Here is a 13,342-nt window from a genome sequence, read left to right on the forward strand (position 1 = left end):
GCGGCGGGCCCGGCCACAAGAGGGGGGCCACCTCACCCCGTCGTGCAGTACTGCGATTCCTTGCCGATCGACCGGTACATGCAGTCGCTGTTCTCCAGGAGCTGCAGGACCGCGTCGCGGTTGCGCGCGGTTTCCCGGGTGATGACGGAGTCGCGCGGGTAGAAGCCGCCCTGGCCCGCCGAGGAGGGGTACAGCTCGAAGGTGTAGGCGAAGATCTTCTGGTTGCCCCAGAGCCAGTCGTCGATGGAGCCGTCGGTGATGTAGAGGTCACTGGCCTGTTCGGGGGTGTAGCCGTTGCTGGCCGCCATGGACTTGCCGACGGCGGCGAAGGCGTCGCGGTCGTCCTGGGTCATGCCGGGGGCGGTGTCGCTGTAGGTGTAGCCGTACGGCCACAGCACCAGTTCGCTGTACGTGTGGAAGTCGATGGCCGTCTTGATCTGCTGGGCCCCGCCGGCGACCCGGCCGCGCACGAAGTCGGCGACGACCTTGACCTCGGGGGCGGATGCGGGGGCCCGGCCGCGGTAGGTCTCGGAGCCGGTGCTGCCCGAGGAGCCGCCGCAGCAGCCCCACTTGTAGTCCCAGTTGCGGTTCAGGTCGGTGCCGACGTTCGCGGAGCCGCTGTTGGGCTGGCGGTTCTTGCGCCAGCTGCGGAAGGAGCCGGTGGCGATGTCGTACGCGCCGCCGTCCGGGTTGACGTCCGGCACGACCCAGATCTCGCGGGAGTCGAGCATCTTGGTGACGCGTGGGTCGCTGCCGTACTTGGACGTGTAGTCGTTGAGCAGGTAGAGGGCCATCTCGACGGTGAGGTGTTCGCGCGCGTGCTGGTGCGCGGTGAAGAGGACCTCTGGTTCGTTCTCGTCCTGGGCGACGTTCTTGCTGAGCTTGAGGGCGAGGATGTCCCGGCCTTCGTAGGACTTGCCGATGACGCGCTTGCTGAGGATGGCCGGGTACTTGGCGACGAGCGCGTTGATCTCGGCGGTGGCCTCGGCGTAGTTGTGGTACTTGCCGTAGCCGGAGGGGAAGTCCTTGACGCGGTCGCCGGTGCCCGGCGGGGGCGCGGGCAGGGCCCGCAGCCGGTGGCCGAGCTTGCGTACGAGGGCGGCCTGCGCGGTGTCCGCGGTGATGACGACGGTGCGGCCGTGCACCTCGTCGATGGACACGCCCGCCGAGGCGAGTGCGCTGCGCTGGGCGGCGGTGGCGAGGCCGGTGATCTCGTACTGGCGGGGTGTTCCGGTGTCGGCCGCCGTGGTGCCGGCGGCAGCGGTGCTGGTGGAGGGGGACTGACGAGGGGAGTCCTCCGCGCGGGCGGCGAGGGGTGCGGCCAGGGCGAGGGAGAGGAGTGCGGTGAGGACGGTGGTCCGTCTGCCGCGTAATCGTGGTCGCATGGTGTGACCTCCGTGGGGGTGTGAGGCGAGCGACGGCGCCAGTGTTTTGCCGTGGCATGGCTCGGTCAATGCTTCGCGTTGACGCAAACACGCCAAATTCGCGCCGGTTTCCGGAAGATTGTTGCCAGCGGCCTGTGCCGCACCAACAATGCGCACGACAAGTCCGGCGCCACGCCGGACTCACCAGTCTGAGAGGACCCCCACATGAACAGACCTCTCGTCGGCGCCCTGGCCACGGCCGTCCTGGGCGCCACGGCGCTCGTGGGCGCCGCCGGCACGGCCAACGCCGTCACGACGCCGGACACGGCGGACCGGGGTGCGGCCCGGACCGCGGCGGCGCCGCAGCTCCAGCCGGTGCAGGCCGCCCCGGCCGCGCCGCAGGCCAAGGCCAAGGCCGTGAACTTCGCGGGTACGGTCGCGCTCAGCAACTGCTCGGGTTCGATCGTCCGGATGCCCACCTCGACCGACAACGACCCGGCCCTGGTCATGTCCAACGGCCACTGTCTGGAGAGCGGCATGCCCGACCCGGGCGAGGTCGTCGTCGACCAGCCCTCCAGCCGCAGCTTCACCGTGCTCAGCGCCTCGGCCGGCAACCTCGGCACCGTACGCGCCACCAAGGTCGCGTACGCGACCATGACCGACACCGACGTGTCGTTCTACGAACTCTCCTCCACCTACGCCCAGATAAAGCAGCGCTACGGCATCAAGGCGCTCGACATCGCCACCACCCACCCGGCCAAGGGCGCCGGCATCACCGTCGTCTCCGGGTACTGGAAGAAGACCTACTCCTGCAACATCGACGGGTTCGTGCATCAGTTGAAGGAGGGGGGTTACGTCATGAAGGACTCGGTCCGCTACACCTCCGCCTGCAAGACGATCGGCGGCACGTCCGGCTCGCCGGTCATCGACACCGCCACCGGCAAGGTCGCCGCGATCAACAACACGGGCAACGAAAGCGGCGGCCGCTGCACGATGAACAACCCGTGCGAGGTCGACGAGAACGGCAAGGTCACCGTCCGCAAGGGCATCAACTACGCCCAGCAGATCTACACCATTCCCAAGTGCTTCGGCACCGGCAACAAGCTGGACCTGGGGCGGCAGGGGTGCGTGCTTCCCAAGCCGTGACGGCTGACGGCACGCAGGGTGCGTCGTAGCCCGTAGCCCGTAGCCCGTAGAACGTGATCCGGCCGCGCGGCGCCCCGAGCACCGCGCGTCCGGCCGCGTCCCAGTTCGTGGACCAGGCCATCGCGCCCCGCCGCAGCCCCGGGTAGGTCTTCGGCGGCTTGAACGAGCCGCAGTTCTTGCCCTGCGTCAGGCAGTCCAGGGCCGCGTTCACCACGGACGGCGGCGCGTGCCCGCCGCCCGCCGCGGGGGATGACGCCGGGACGCCGAGTCCCACCTGCGACGGGTCGAGCCCGCCCTCCAGCTGGACGCAGGCGAGCGTGGTGAGGAAGTCGACCGTGCCCTGGGAGTACACCTTGCCGTCGCAGCCGTTCATCGAGCCGCTTTTGTAGTACTGCATGGTGACGACCGTCAGGAAGCCCTTGATGTTCAGGGCCGCCTTGAAGTACTCGTTCCGTACCGGCTGCCCCTGCTGGCCCGTATGCCCCTGCTGCCCCTGCTGTTCTGAACGTGCGCGTACCACTGGTGTCTCCGTGGGGGGAGTTGGGCTCGCAGGGGTACGGAGATGCCAAGCCGGGCGCCCAGTACCCCAGAACATGTTCTCCGGGGCGGAACTCGCCGATAAGGTGCTGAGCCAACAGCAGTGCCGACAGCGCCAACAGTGCCGACAGCGCCAGCAGAGCAGTGGGGGACGCGACGTGCCGACCGCGATTGCAGTCACCAGCGCCGACCTCGCGCTGCCCGCCACCGACCGGCAGACCCCGGCCGCCGTGGTCGTACGGGCCCCGCACGCCCAGCCGTTGGACGACGCGCTGACCGAACTGGGCGCGGTGCTCGAACACCACGGCCACCTCGTCGCGCTCTACTCCACCGCCTGCCCGCCGGACCACGTCCGGCGGCTGCACACCCTGCGCGCGGTCCTGGAGAGCGACCGGTTCGCGATCCTGCCGCTGGATCTGCCGCCGCTCGGGCTCGCCGTCCTGGCCCACCAGCTGCGCCAGTTGTCCCTGTGCGACTTCAGCCCCGGGCTGCTGGCCTGCGCCGCCCGCCTGCTGGCGCACTACGTGCACGCGGGCGCCCTGCTCGGCAGCGTCGCCCGCCTCGACAGGGTGCCGACGGACCTCCGCTCCCACCTGCGGTCCTGGGTGCCCGGCACGCACTTCGCGGTGCTCGCCAACCCGGAGCCGCACCTCGTCCACCTGGACCGGCACGCGGAGCGGGCCGCCGACGCGGGTCTGCGCCCGCCCGGCTTCGCCACCCGCCTCGCCTACGCGCGCGGCCAGTTGTCCGGCGAGTGGGTCGGCGGCGTCCTGGCCCGGTCCTGGCAGGTGCAGGGCGCGTACGAGGTCCCGCTGCCCGCCGAGTCGGCGGCGTGGTGGGGCACGCACAAGGTCGCCGAGTTCGCGGCGGCCATCCCGGATCTCTCGGTGCTCTACCAGCTCGTGGCGTCCGTACGGAGAGAGGAGTGCCGCTGGTGCGGTCTCGAACTCATCGGCGACCGGTGTGCGTTCTGCTGCGCGACGGCCGCCGTACCGGGTACGGGCGGCGGGCGGCGTACGAGCGGTTCCGCGCGCTCCCTTCCCGGGCCGGACGCCGCCACGCCCGCCTCGTCCCTGCTGCGCCGCCGGGGCCTGGGACCGGTCTCACCGGGCGGCGTCCCCGGGCCCGAGCCGGGGCGGCGGGCTGCCGTACGGGCACGCTGACCTGCCCCGCACCGGACCCGCCCGGTCTCGCGCCGGACCCGCCCGGTCTCGCGCCGGACCCGTGCCGGCCGTGCGGACCGCCCTGCCGCGGGCGGCTCCACCGGACACCGCATCCGCCGCGACCGCCCCGAGCCGTCCGCCCCGCCCCCGCCCGTACCGATCACGACGAGGTCCCGCACTCATGAACTCACGCCAGCGCCGCGGAGTGATCCTGCTGCTCCTGTCGGTCCTGTGCGCGCTCGGCGCGTTCGTCGGCGTGCTGTCGGTGATCCGCAACGTGGAGTCCAAGGTCGGCCCCGAGCGCACCGCGTACCGGCTGAAGGCGGACGTGGCGGCCTACCAGGCGCTCGATCCCGGGCAGTTCGAGAAGGTGGACATACCGGAGCGCTGGCTGCCGTCCACCGCCGTCACCGACCTGGCCCGGGTCCGCGGGAAGATCGCCGTGACGCCGCTGCACAAGGGCTCGCTCCTCCAGGACGACATGGTCGTCGACCGCCCGGCGCTCAAACCGGGGCAGCAGGAGATCGCCATCATGATCGACGCGGCCACCGGCGTGGCCGGGAAGATCAATCCGGGCGCGCGGGTGAACATCTACGCCACCTTCGAGGGCAAGCGCGCCCAGGACCGGCCCGTCTCCAAGGTGATCGTGGCGAACGCCCAGGTCATCGACCGGGGCAAGTTGACGCCGCTGGAGAACAAGGACCCCGGCGACACTCGCTCCTCCAGCACCCGCCGCGCCACCGACGCCGTACCGATCACCTTCGCGCTGAGCACCCAGGACGCCCAGCGCGTCGCCTACGCGGAGTCCTTCGCCACCCATGTACGGCTCGCCCTCGTCGCCCCCGGCACCGAGGCCGGGATCCCGCCCGGCGAGCGTACCTACACCCTCGACGGCGACAAATGACCCGGAGGCACTGGTGACCATCCGCATCCTCCCGGCGGTCGGTGAACCCGACGCCGCCCGCGCCGTGTCATCGCTGCTCAGCCAGTTGCCGGGCGCCGAGCCCGCGCCGCCGGTCGCCGACTCCACGGCCCTGGCCGACGCGCTCGACCAGGCCGCGTCCCGGGCCGCCGCCGGGTCCCCGGAGCTGCCGGGGCCGCCGTCCGCCGTGGACGAGCTGCCCGAGGTCGTCCTCGTGCACGAGCGCATCGGCCCGGTGCCCGCGCTGGAGCTGATCCGCGACATCGCGCTGCGCTTCCCCGCCGTCGGCGTCGTACTGATCACCACCGACGCGGGCCCGGCCCTGTTCGCCGCCGCCATGGACGCGGGCGCGCGCGGCATCGTCGGGCTGCCGCTCGGCTACGACGAACTGGCCGCCCGGGTGCAGGCCGCGGCCCAGTGGGCGTCCGGCGTACGGGTCCATCTGGGCGGCGGCCACGAGGCGGCGTCCGGCCCGGCCGGCACGCTCGTCACCGTCACGGGCGCCAAGGGCGGCGTCGGCACGACGGTCACCGCCGTACAGCTCGCGCTCGCCGCGCGCGCCGCCGGGCGCAGCGTCGCGCTGGTCGACATGGACCTTCAGTCCGGCGACGTGGCCTCCTATCTGGACGTCCAGTTCCGCCGTTCGATCGTCGACCTCGCGGACATCCAGGACATCTCCGTACGCGTCCTCCAGGACGCCGTGCACGCCCACCACACCGGCCTCGGCCTGCTGCTGGCTCCGGAGGAGGGCGAGCGCGGCGAGGAGGTGGACGACCGGGCCGCCCGTACGGTCCTGGCGGCGCTGCGCTCGCGCTACGAGCTGGTGGTGGTGGACTGCGGGTCCCAGATGCAGTCCGCCAACGCCGCCGCCGTCGAGCTCTCCGACACAGCCCTGCTCGTGACGACACCGGACGTGGTCTGCGTACGGGCCGCCAAGCGCCTCGTACGGCTGTGGGACCGGCTCCAGGTCCGCAAGGCGGAGGACACCACGACCGTCGTCAACCGCCTCACCCGTAACACCGAGATCCAGCCGCCGCTGGTCGGCAAGGCCACCGGCACCCGGGTCGCCCGGACCCCCGTACCGGCCGGCTTCAAGGAGCTCCAGCCGTACGTCGACGCCGGCCGGATGCAGGACCTGGACGCCCGGTCCGCCGTCCGGCAGGCGCTGTGGGCGCTGGCGGGCGAGCTGGGCCTGGTCGACGCGCCGGCCGCGGCACGGCAGGGGCGGGGCAGCCACCGTGCCCGTACGCCGCTGACCGGGCGGCGGCGCAAGGCGCTGACGGCCGGGGCCGTCGCGGGGGAGCCGGGGGCACCGGGGGCGTCGGGAGCCTTCGGCCCGGCCGGTCCGTACGAGGAGGGCTGAGACGTGCGGGGGAGAGCCGGGCGGGCGGCGGCCACGGGGGCGGAGCGCCGCCCACGGCCGGGCGACGACCGCGGCCAGGTCTCCGTCGAACTCCTCGGCCTGGCCCCGCTGATCCTGATCACTCTCGTCCTGCTCTGGCAGTTCGTGCTCGTCGGTTACACGTACGCGCTCGCCGCCAACTCGGCGGACAAGGGTGCCCGGGCGGGCACCGCGACCGAGACGGGCGGCGCGGGCGCGTGCGTGGCGGCGGCCAAGGAGGACCTGCCCGGCGCGTGGCAGGGCGGCGCCACGATCTCCTGCGGCGCCGAGGACGGCCTGTGGAAGGCGAAGGTCAGCCTCAAGGTGCCGGTGCTCTTCCCCGGAGCCGGGGACTTCCCGTGGAGCGTCACGGGCACGGCGGGCGTGGCGGAGGAGGGGGCGTGACGACGACGGTGCGTACCCGGAGACAGCGAAGGCCTCGTCCGTGGCGCGACGACCGCGGCCAGGTCTCCATCGAATTCCTCGGCTTCCTGCCGCTCCTGCTGGTCGTCGCCCTCGCCGTGATCCAGCTCGGCCTGGCCGCGTACGCCGTCCAGCAGGCCGGTACGGGAGCGCGCGCGGCGGCCCGTACGGCCACCCTCGACGAGGCCGACCGCAAGACGAGCCCGGAAGCGGCGGGCAAGGCGGCCATGAGCAACTGGGTCGGCGCGGACGCCGACGTCCAGGCGTCCGAGGGCGGCGGCGAGGTCCAGGCCACCGCGACCGTCGAGATCCCGTCCGTCATCCCCGGCGCCGGCCCCTGGCACGCCACCCGCAGCGCCACCATGGCCCTGCCCGCCGAACCCGGAGGACCCACCACCCCATGAGCCTGAAAGCCCGCATCGCCGCGCCGGAGGCTCCCCCGGCGGGCCGCGAGGACGGCCACCTCGTCGCCGTGTACCGCGCCAAGCTGCTGGAGGAGATCGACCTCGCCGAGATGTCGGCGCTCGCCGCGGCCGAGCGCCGTACCCGCCTGGAGCGCGTCCTCGGCCACATCATCAGCCGCGAGGGCCCGGTCCTGTCCACCGCCGAACGCGCCCAGCTCATCCGGCGTGTGGTGGACGAGGCGCTCGGCCTCGGCGTCCTGGAACCGCTCCTGGAGGACGCCTCCGTCACCGAGATCATGGTCAACGGCCCCGACCAGGTGTACGTCGAGCGGCACGGCCGGGTGGAACTCGTACCCGTCCGCTTCGCCTCCCACGAGCAGCTCATGCAGACGATCGAGCGCATCGTCTCCACCGTCAACCGCCGGGTCGACGAGTCCAACCCGATGGTCGACGCGCGGTTGCCCTCCGGGGAGCGCGTCAACGTCATCATCCCGCCGCTCGCCCTGAACGGCGCCACCCTCACCATCCGCCGCTTCCCCCGCGCGTACACGCTGCCCGAACTGATCGGCATGGGCACGCTCGACGACCAGATGGTGATGCTGCTGGCCGGGCTGGTGCGGGCCAAGTTCAACGTCGTCGTCTCCGGGCCCACCGGCGCCGGCAAGACCACCCTCCTGAACGCCCTCTCCGGCCTCATCCCCGAGGGCGAGCGGATCATCACCGTCGAGGACGCCGCCGAACTCCAGCTCCAGCAGAACCATGTGATCCGCCTGGAGTCCCGGCCGCCCAACGTGGAGGGCAAGGGCCGCATCACCATTCGCGACCTCGTACGCAACTCCCTGCGCATGCGCCCCGACCGCATCATCGTCGGCGAGGTCCGCGGCGGCGAGACCCTGGACATGCTCCAGGCGATGTCCACCGGCCACGACGGCTCGCTCGCCACCGTGCACGCCAACAGTGCCGAGGACGCCCTGATGCGCCTCCAGACGCTCGCCTCCATGTCCGACGTCAAGGTACCCTTCGAGGCGCTGCGCGACCAGATCAACAGCGCCGTCGACTGCATCGTGCAGATCACCCGGCACGCAGACGGCTCCCGCCGCATCGGCGAGATCGCCATCCTCGACTCGCACGGCCACGCGGACTACCGCATCGCCACCGTCTGCCGCTTCGAGGCCGAGCCGAGCGGCGCCGACCGCACCGTACGCGGCCGCTTCCGCTACCACCCGCTGCCGCGCCGCGTCGCCGAACGCCTCTACCTCGCCGACGAACCCGTACCCCCGGCCTTCGGCGTGGCGGCCACCGCCGACCAGCTCGCCACCCGCGAAGCCTCCTAGCCACCGGCTCCCACCGACTCACCCACCGGAGGACGGACCCGCGCCCATGCCCCTGGACGACATCGCCCTGCTCACCCTCGGCATCACCCTGCTCTGCGCGGTGCTGGCCGTCGTGGGCCTGCGGCTGTACGCGACCGGACGCGAGCGCCACCAGGCCCTCGTGGACCGGCTCTCCGACGACCACGGCCTGCCCCGCGACGGCCACGGCCGCCGCTTCGCCGCCGTGGACCGACGGCTGCGCGCCACCCGCCTCGGGCGCGGCCTGGAACTGCGGCTGGCCGCCACCGGTCTGGACGTGACCCCCGGCGAGTTCTTCATCGGTTTGCTCGCGGTGGTCGCCGGGGTCTGGCTCGTCGCGCAGGCGGTCCTGGCGCCCTTCTTCGGCCCGCTCGCGGCGCTGGCGGCCGTCTGGTCCGCGTACGCCTTCCTCAACTGGCAGCGGCAGAAACGTATCGAGAAGTTCATCAACCAGCTGCCCGAGCTGTCCCGCATCCTCGCCAACGCCACCCAGGCCGGGCTGGCGCTGCGTACGGCCCTGGGCATGGCGGCCGAGGAACTGGAGGCGCCCGCCGGGGAGGAACTGGCCAAGGTCTCCGACAAGCTGGCCGTCGGCCACTCCCTCGACGAGGCCCTGGACGAACTCGCCGCCCGCCTGCCCTCGCGCGAACTCGTCGTCCTCGTCACCACCCTGGTGCTGTCCAACCGCGCGGGCGGCACGGTCGTCGGCTCGCTGCGCAATCTCACCAAGACCCTGGAGGAGCGCAAGGAGACCCGGCGCGAGGTGCGCACACAGCTCTCCCAGGTCGTCGTCACCGCGTACGTCGTGCCGTTGCTCGGCCTGGGCACGCTGCTGCTGATGAACCGCATCGCGCCCGGGGCCATCGACCGGATGACGGCCACGTTCCCGGGGCAGGCCGCGGTGGTCGTGGCCTTCGTCCTGTACGCCGTCGGGTTCTTCGTGATCCGCCGCATCTCCAAGATCGACGTCTGACGGCCCCGGCCGCCGACCGCCCTGCCCACTCCCCACCCGAAAGCACCCACCCATGGGAATCGGAACGACCGGACTGCTCCTCGCCCTCGCCCTGGCCCTCTCCGTGGCGGGCATCTGTTACGGCGTCGCGCTCTACCGGCGCGAGGCCAGGCTGCCCCCGGACATCGCCGTCGCCCTGGAGGTCGGCTCCTCCCGGACCACCGTCGTCGGCTCGGCGGTGGACCGGGCGGGCATGCGCTACGCGCCCCTCGTGCTACGTCTGATGGGGGAGAAGCGGGTGGCCAGAGTACGCAGGCGCATCGATCTGGCGGGCAACCCCGGCGGCCTGACCGTGGACCGCTACGCCGCCCGCCGCGCGGTCTACGGCTTCCTCGGCTTCGGCGGCGCGCTCGTCATGCTGCTGCGCTCCCAGTTCCTGCTCGCCCTCCTCCTCGTCGCCTTCGGATTCCTCTGGAACGAGGTCGGCATCTGGGCCGCGATTCGCCAACGCAAGGACACCATCGAACGCACCCTGCCCGACTTCCTCGACGTGCTGGCCGTCGTGGTCAGCGCCGGACTGGGCTTCCGCCAGGCCCTGGACCGGGTCGCCGGCAAGTACGAAGGCCCGTGGGCCGACGAGCTGCGGATCACCCTGCGGCAGATGGACATGGGCGTCAGCCGCCGCGAGGCGTTCGAGGAACTGCGCAGACGCAACGACTCCGAGCAGGTGGCCCAGTTCGTCACCGCGCTCCAGCAGGGCGAGGAGCTCGGCTCCCCGATCGTCGACACGCTCATCCAGATCGCCGACGACATGCGCCGCACCGACGCGCAGAACGCCCGGCGGCGCGCCGCCCGAGCGGTGCCCAAGGCGACCATGGTGGTCACCACCTTCATGGTCCCGGCCACGATGATCCTGCTCGTCGCGGGCTTCTTCCTCGGCTCGGGAACGAACTTCGGCTCACTGATGGGTGACTGAGGTGCGCCGGGCGGGCCGGGCGTCAACTCCGGTGCCCCCAGGCCCTCTTCCGCGTCTCGAAACGGCTCCTGTTGGGCAAACACCCTTCGCGTACGCAACGGTATATGGCACAGTCGGCATCCATGTGTTCCCCGGCCCCGGCCGCACCGCCGGGCACACCGGGGCGGGTGGCAACGGCGCTGTCGACGAGGACGGGCGGGGGTGGGGACGATGCCGTCGGACGGGACGGGCGTACCGGATGATCCGGGCGCACCGGAGAAACCCGCCTTACCGGATGTTGTGGATGAGTCAGGCAGTCCTGGCGCCCGAATTCACCGGCCGATGCTTCAACCCGGGCCCATGGGAAAGGAATGCGGGCGGACGCCCTGTCCCGGGACCGGTGTTCCGGCGTATTTTTCTCGTGTCGCGAGCGTGCGCGTGCGCAGCGTGCGCACGTCCGGTGTACGTGTGTTCGGTGTGCGCCTGTACGGCCCTCGCCCGTACGGCGGCCCGCCGTACGACGCGTGCGCGCGGTGCGGCACCACGGGGGCAGACCATCCGGACCGGAGCGGCCCGGCCGCCCATGGAGGGGAACACGATGGCGAAGCGGTTGTGGGGAAAGGGCGACGACCGGGGACAGACCTCGATCGAGTACCTGGGCATCATCGCCGTGGTGGTGGCGATCGTGCTCGTCCTGTCGACCACGGACTTCGGCAGTCAGATCGCGACGGCCATCTCCAACAAGATCTCCGAGGTCGTGGGCATCTGACCCGGGCGGCGTCCCGCCGCCGGAGCAGCGACGCCGGCCAGGCGTTTCCCGTGTACATCGTGGCCGTGGCGGGCCTGCTCTTCCTCGCCTTCGCGTTCTTCGCGGTCGGGCAGGCCGCCGCGACGCGCAACTCCGCGCAGACCGCGGCGGACGCGGCCGCGCTGGCGGCCGGGCAGAAGTATCGCGACCAGCTGAGCGCGGAACTCCTCGACGCGATCCGTACGGGCGCGCCCTGGGAGGACCTGCTGGGCGCCCGCGGTGTCCCCGGCGACGAGGCGTGCGCGAACGCCCAGTGGTTCGCGGGCCGCAACGACGCCGACGCGACCTGCACCCCGGACTCGTATCCCACCTCGTTCGCCGTCGAGGCCGACACCCGTAAGACGGTGGGCCGTTCGGTGATCCCGGGGACCGAGAACACCCACGCTTCGGCGCGGGCCAGGGCGGTGGTCGAGCCGCGCTGCACGCCGGGACCGGAACCGGCGCCGGGGGAGGGCGACGGCCAGGGACAGGGCGACGGCTCCGACACGGGCCAGGGCGACGGCGGCCCCCCGCCCGCAGGTGACCCGCCCGCTGACGACCCGCCCCCCGGGCCCCCCGCCGCGCATCTCACCTGCGAGGACGGCAAAGAGTGGACCGTCGACCCCGCCGACCCCCGCGGCCTGCCCGAAGCCGCCGACCTGTTCTCCGTACGCCTTGCCGAATGACCAGCCGACGACGAGCAGAGGGAATCGCATCCATGAAGACCGGGCGCCCTTCGAAGGCCACCAGGAGAGTGGCCGCCGCGGCGATCGCCGCCGGCCTCGCTCTCGTCGTCAGCGGCTGCGGCGGGGAGGACGGCAGCGGCGGCGCGGACGGCAAGCCGTCGACGCGGGCCGCCGCCCCGAAGGACACCGGACGCGGCACCCCGGCCGCCGACACCAAGCAGGCCATCGGTGAGGTCAAAGGGGCGGACGGGGTGGTCGTCACGCTGCACTCCGCGGTCCGGGACACCGGCGGCTTCGTCACGGTCAGCGGCACCGTCACCAACAACGGCAACAAGATCTTCAACGCGATCAACTGGCGGTCCAACGAGACCGGCATGCGCTCGCGTTCCTCGGTCTCCGGCGCCACCCTCGTCGACAAGGCCGGCAAGAAGCGCTACCTGGTACTACGGGACACCGAGGGCGAGTGCCTGTGCACCACCGGGCTGAGCGGCCTGAAACCTGGGGAGAGCCGGCCCGTCTTCGCACAGTTCCCGGCCCCGCCGGCCAAGGTGACCGAAGTCGACTTCCAGCTGCCGACCATGCCGCCCGCCACCGTCCCGCTCTCGGACTGACCCATGGCCACCACGTCCGGGACCACGACCCGCACGGCACGGGCCGCCGTCACCGCGGCCGCGGCCCTCCTGCTCACCCTCACCCCGGCCCTGCCGGCCGCACACGCAGACGACCCGCCGGGCGTCTCCGAGGACACCACCGCGCCGGTCAGGATCGACCCCCGCGACCCCGACCTCCGGATGGTCCAGGGCGCCACCCTCGCCCCCGCCAAGGTGCTCAACATCAAGTCCATCGTCGAGACCGACGACGGCGCGGAGCGGCGCCAGGACACCAACTCCAACGTGACCTTCGCCCTCCAGGCCGAGGTCCTGTTCGCCAAGGACAGCGCCGGACTCTCCCCCGACGCACGGTCGCGCATCACCACCATCGCCGCCGAGATCAAGAAGCAGCACGCCACCAACCTGCGCGTCTTCGGCTTCACCGACAACCTGGGCACCGCCGCGCACGGCCTGGTCCTCTCCAAGGAACGCGCCAACGCCGTCCAGCGGGAACTGGCCGAGGACCTCGGCCCGACGATCACCTTCCAGATCCGCGGCTACGGCGAGCAGTACCCGATCGCCGACAACGCCACCGAGGACGGCCGCAAGAAGAACCGGCGGGTCGAGGTGAGCTTTCCGCGTACGGGGTCGTAGGGCGTGACTGCCCGGTGGAGTTCGCC

Annotated in this window: 14 protein-coding genes and 1 pseudogene; 13 read left to right on the forward strand and 2 right to left on the reverse strand. The window is 72.2% G+C overall.

Annotated features, from left to right (window positions below):
- Positions 1-32: 32 nt before the first annotated feature.
- The gene (locus ACZ4Z1_RS34225) at positions 33-1,385 is read right to left on the reverse strand and encodes a M14 family metallopeptidase (RefSeq protein WP_468490556.1); all 1,353 of its coding nucleotides are present in this window, start codon (positions 1,383-1,385) and stop codon (positions 33-35) included.
- A gap of 204 nt (positions 1,386-1,589) precedes the next feature.
- Here ACZ4Z1_RS34225 and ACZ4Z1_RS34230 point away from each other — a divergent pair, with 204 nt between their 5' ends.
- Positions 1,590-2,510 carry a S1 family peptidase gene (locus tag ACZ4Z1_RS34230; RefSeq protein WP_468490557.1) on the forward strand — a complete coding sequence of 307 codons (921 nt, stop codon included), beginning with the start codon at positions 1,590-1,592 and terminating at the stop codon, positions 2,508-2,510.
- A 91-nt stretch (positions 2,511-2,601) separates the two neighbouring features.
- Here ACZ4Z1_RS34230 and ACZ4Z1_RS34235 read toward each other — a convergent pair.
- Positions 2,602-2,973 (reverse strand): annotated as a pseudogene (locus ACZ4Z1_RS34235) (chitinase); the annotation flags it as partial.
- A gap of 232 nt (positions 2,974-3,205) precedes the next feature.
- Between ACZ4Z1_RS34235 and ACZ4Z1_RS34240 the strand changes: the two are divergent.
- The 12 genes from ACZ4Z1_RS34240 (at position 3,206) to ACZ4Z1_RS34295 (ending at position 13,316) form a co-directional block, all read left to right on the forward strand.
- Positions 3,206-4,210 carry a hypothetical protein gene (locus ACZ4Z1_RS34240; protein ID WP_468490558.1) on the forward strand — a complete coding sequence of 335 codons (1,005 nt, stop codon included), beginning with the start codon at positions 3,206-3,208 and terminating at the stop codon, positions 4,208-4,210.
- 181 nt (positions 4,211-4,391) lie between these two features.
- Positions 4,392-5,114: a Flp pilus assembly protein CpaB gene (cpaB, locus tag ACZ4Z1_RS34245; RefSeq protein WP_468490559.1), complete on the forward strand. Its 723-nt coding sequence runs from the start codon at positions 4,392-4,394 to the stop codon at positions 5,112-5,114.
- 13 nt (positions 5,115-5,127) lie between these two features.
- A complete protein-coding gene (locus ACZ4Z1_RS34250) occupies positions 5,128-6,495 on the forward strand; it encodes an AAA family ATPase (protein WP_468490560.1) in 1,368 nt (455 codons plus the stop codon).
- A 3-nt stretch (positions 6,496-6,498) separates the two neighbouring features.
- Positions 6,499-6,918: a TadE/TadG family type IV pilus assembly protein gene (locus tag ACZ4Z1_RS34255; protein WP_468490561.1), complete on the forward strand. Its 420-nt coding sequence runs from the start codon at positions 6,499-6,501 to the stop codon at positions 6,916-6,918.
- Positions 6,915-7,340 carry a TadE/TadG family type IV pilus assembly protein gene (locus tag ACZ4Z1_RS34260; protein ID WP_468490562.1) on the forward strand — a complete coding sequence of 142 codons (426 nt, stop codon included), beginning with the start codon at positions 6,915-6,917 and terminating at the stop codon, positions 7,338-7,340. The genes ACZ4Z1_RS34255 and ACZ4Z1_RS34260 overlap by 4 nt, the downstream gene beginning before the upstream one ends.
- Positions 7,337-8,674: a CpaF family protein gene (locus ACZ4Z1_RS34265; protein WP_468490563.1), complete on the forward strand. Its 1,338-nt coding sequence runs from the start codon at positions 7,337-7,339 to the stop codon at positions 8,672-8,674. The genes ACZ4Z1_RS34260 and ACZ4Z1_RS34265 overlap by 4 nt, the downstream gene beginning before the upstream one ends.
- Before the next feature lie 46 nt (positions 8,675-8,720).
- The gene (locus ACZ4Z1_RS34270; protein ID WP_468490564.1) at positions 8,721-9,665 is read left to right on the forward strand and encodes a type II secretion system F family protein; all 945 of its coding nucleotides are present in this window, start codon (positions 8,721-8,723) and stop codon (positions 9,663-9,665) included.
- A 52-nt stretch (positions 9,666-9,717) separates the two neighbouring features.
- Positions 9,718-10,620: a DUF5936 domain-containing protein gene (locus ACZ4Z1_RS34275; protein ID WP_468490565.1), complete on the forward strand. Its 903-nt coding sequence runs from the start codon at positions 9,718-9,720 to the stop codon at positions 10,618-10,620.
- Between the two features lie 577 nt (positions 10,621-11,197).
- Positions 11,198-11,368: a membrane protein gene (locus tag ACZ4Z1_RS34280; RefSeq protein WP_030020674.1), complete on the forward strand. Its 171-nt coding sequence runs from the start codon at positions 11,198-11,200 to the stop codon at positions 11,366-11,368.
- Positions 11,365-12,072 carry a pilus assembly protein TadG-related protein gene (locus ACZ4Z1_RS34285; protein WP_468490608.1) on the forward strand — a complete coding sequence of 236 codons (708 nt, stop codon included), beginning with the start codon at positions 11,365-11,367 and terminating at the stop codon, positions 12,070-12,072. The genes ACZ4Z1_RS34280 and ACZ4Z1_RS34285 overlap by 4 nt, the downstream gene beginning before the upstream one ends.
- Before the next feature lie 32 nt (positions 12,073-12,104).
- Positions 12,105-12,683, forward strand: a complete 579-nt coding sequence (locus ACZ4Z1_RS34290) for a hypothetical protein (RefSeq protein ID WP_468490566.1) — start codon at positions 12,105-12,107, stop codon at positions 12,681-12,683.
- Between the two features lie 3 nt (positions 12,684-12,686).
- Positions 12,687-13,316, forward strand: a complete 630-nt coding sequence (locus ACZ4Z1_RS34295) for an OmpA family protein (RefSeq protein ID WP_468490567.1) — start codon at positions 12,687-12,689, stop codon at positions 13,314-13,316.
- Positions 13,317-13,342: the final 26 nt, after the last annotated feature.

The sequence above is a fragment of the Streptomyces sp. NPDC030165 genome (assembly GCF_055573595.1).

Coding starts and splice junctions, on each gene's coding strand:
- ACZ4Z1_RS34275 (WP_468490565.1), top strand. CDS start 9,718: ATGGGAATCGGAACGACCGGACTGCTCCTCGCCCTCGCCCTGGCCCTC.
- ACZ4Z1_RS34280 (WP_030020674.1), top strand. CDS start 11,198: ATGGCGAAGCGGTTGTGGGGAAAGGGCGACGACCGGGGACAGACCTCG.
- ACZ4Z1_RS34265 (WP_468490563.1), top strand. CDS start 7,337: ATGAGCCTGAAAGCCCGCATCGCCGCGCCGGAGGCTCCCCCGGCGGGC.
- ACZ4Z1_RS34295 (WP_468490567.1), top strand. CDS start 12,687: ATGGCCACCACGTCCGGGACCACGACCCGCACGGCACGGGCCGCCGTC.
- ACZ4Z1_RS34270 (WP_468490564.1), top strand. CDS start 8,721: ATGCCCCTGGACGACATCGCCCTGCTCACCCTCGGCATCACCCTGCTC.
- cpaB (WP_468490559.1), top strand. CDS start 4,392: ATGAACTCACGCCAGCGCCGCGGAGTGATCCTGCTGCTCCTGTCGGTC.
- ACZ4Z1_RS34230 (WP_468490557.1), top strand. CDS start 1,590: ATGAACAGACCTCTCGTCGGCGCCCTGGCCACGGCCGTCCTGGGCGCC.
- ACZ4Z1_RS34290 (WP_468490566.1), top strand. CDS start 12,105: ATGAAGACCGGGCGCCCTTCGAAGGCCACCAGGAGAGTGGCCGCCGCG.
- ACZ4Z1_RS34225 (WP_468490556.1), bottom strand. CDS start 1,385: ATGCGACCACGATTACGCGGCAGACGGACCACCGTCCTCACCGCACTC.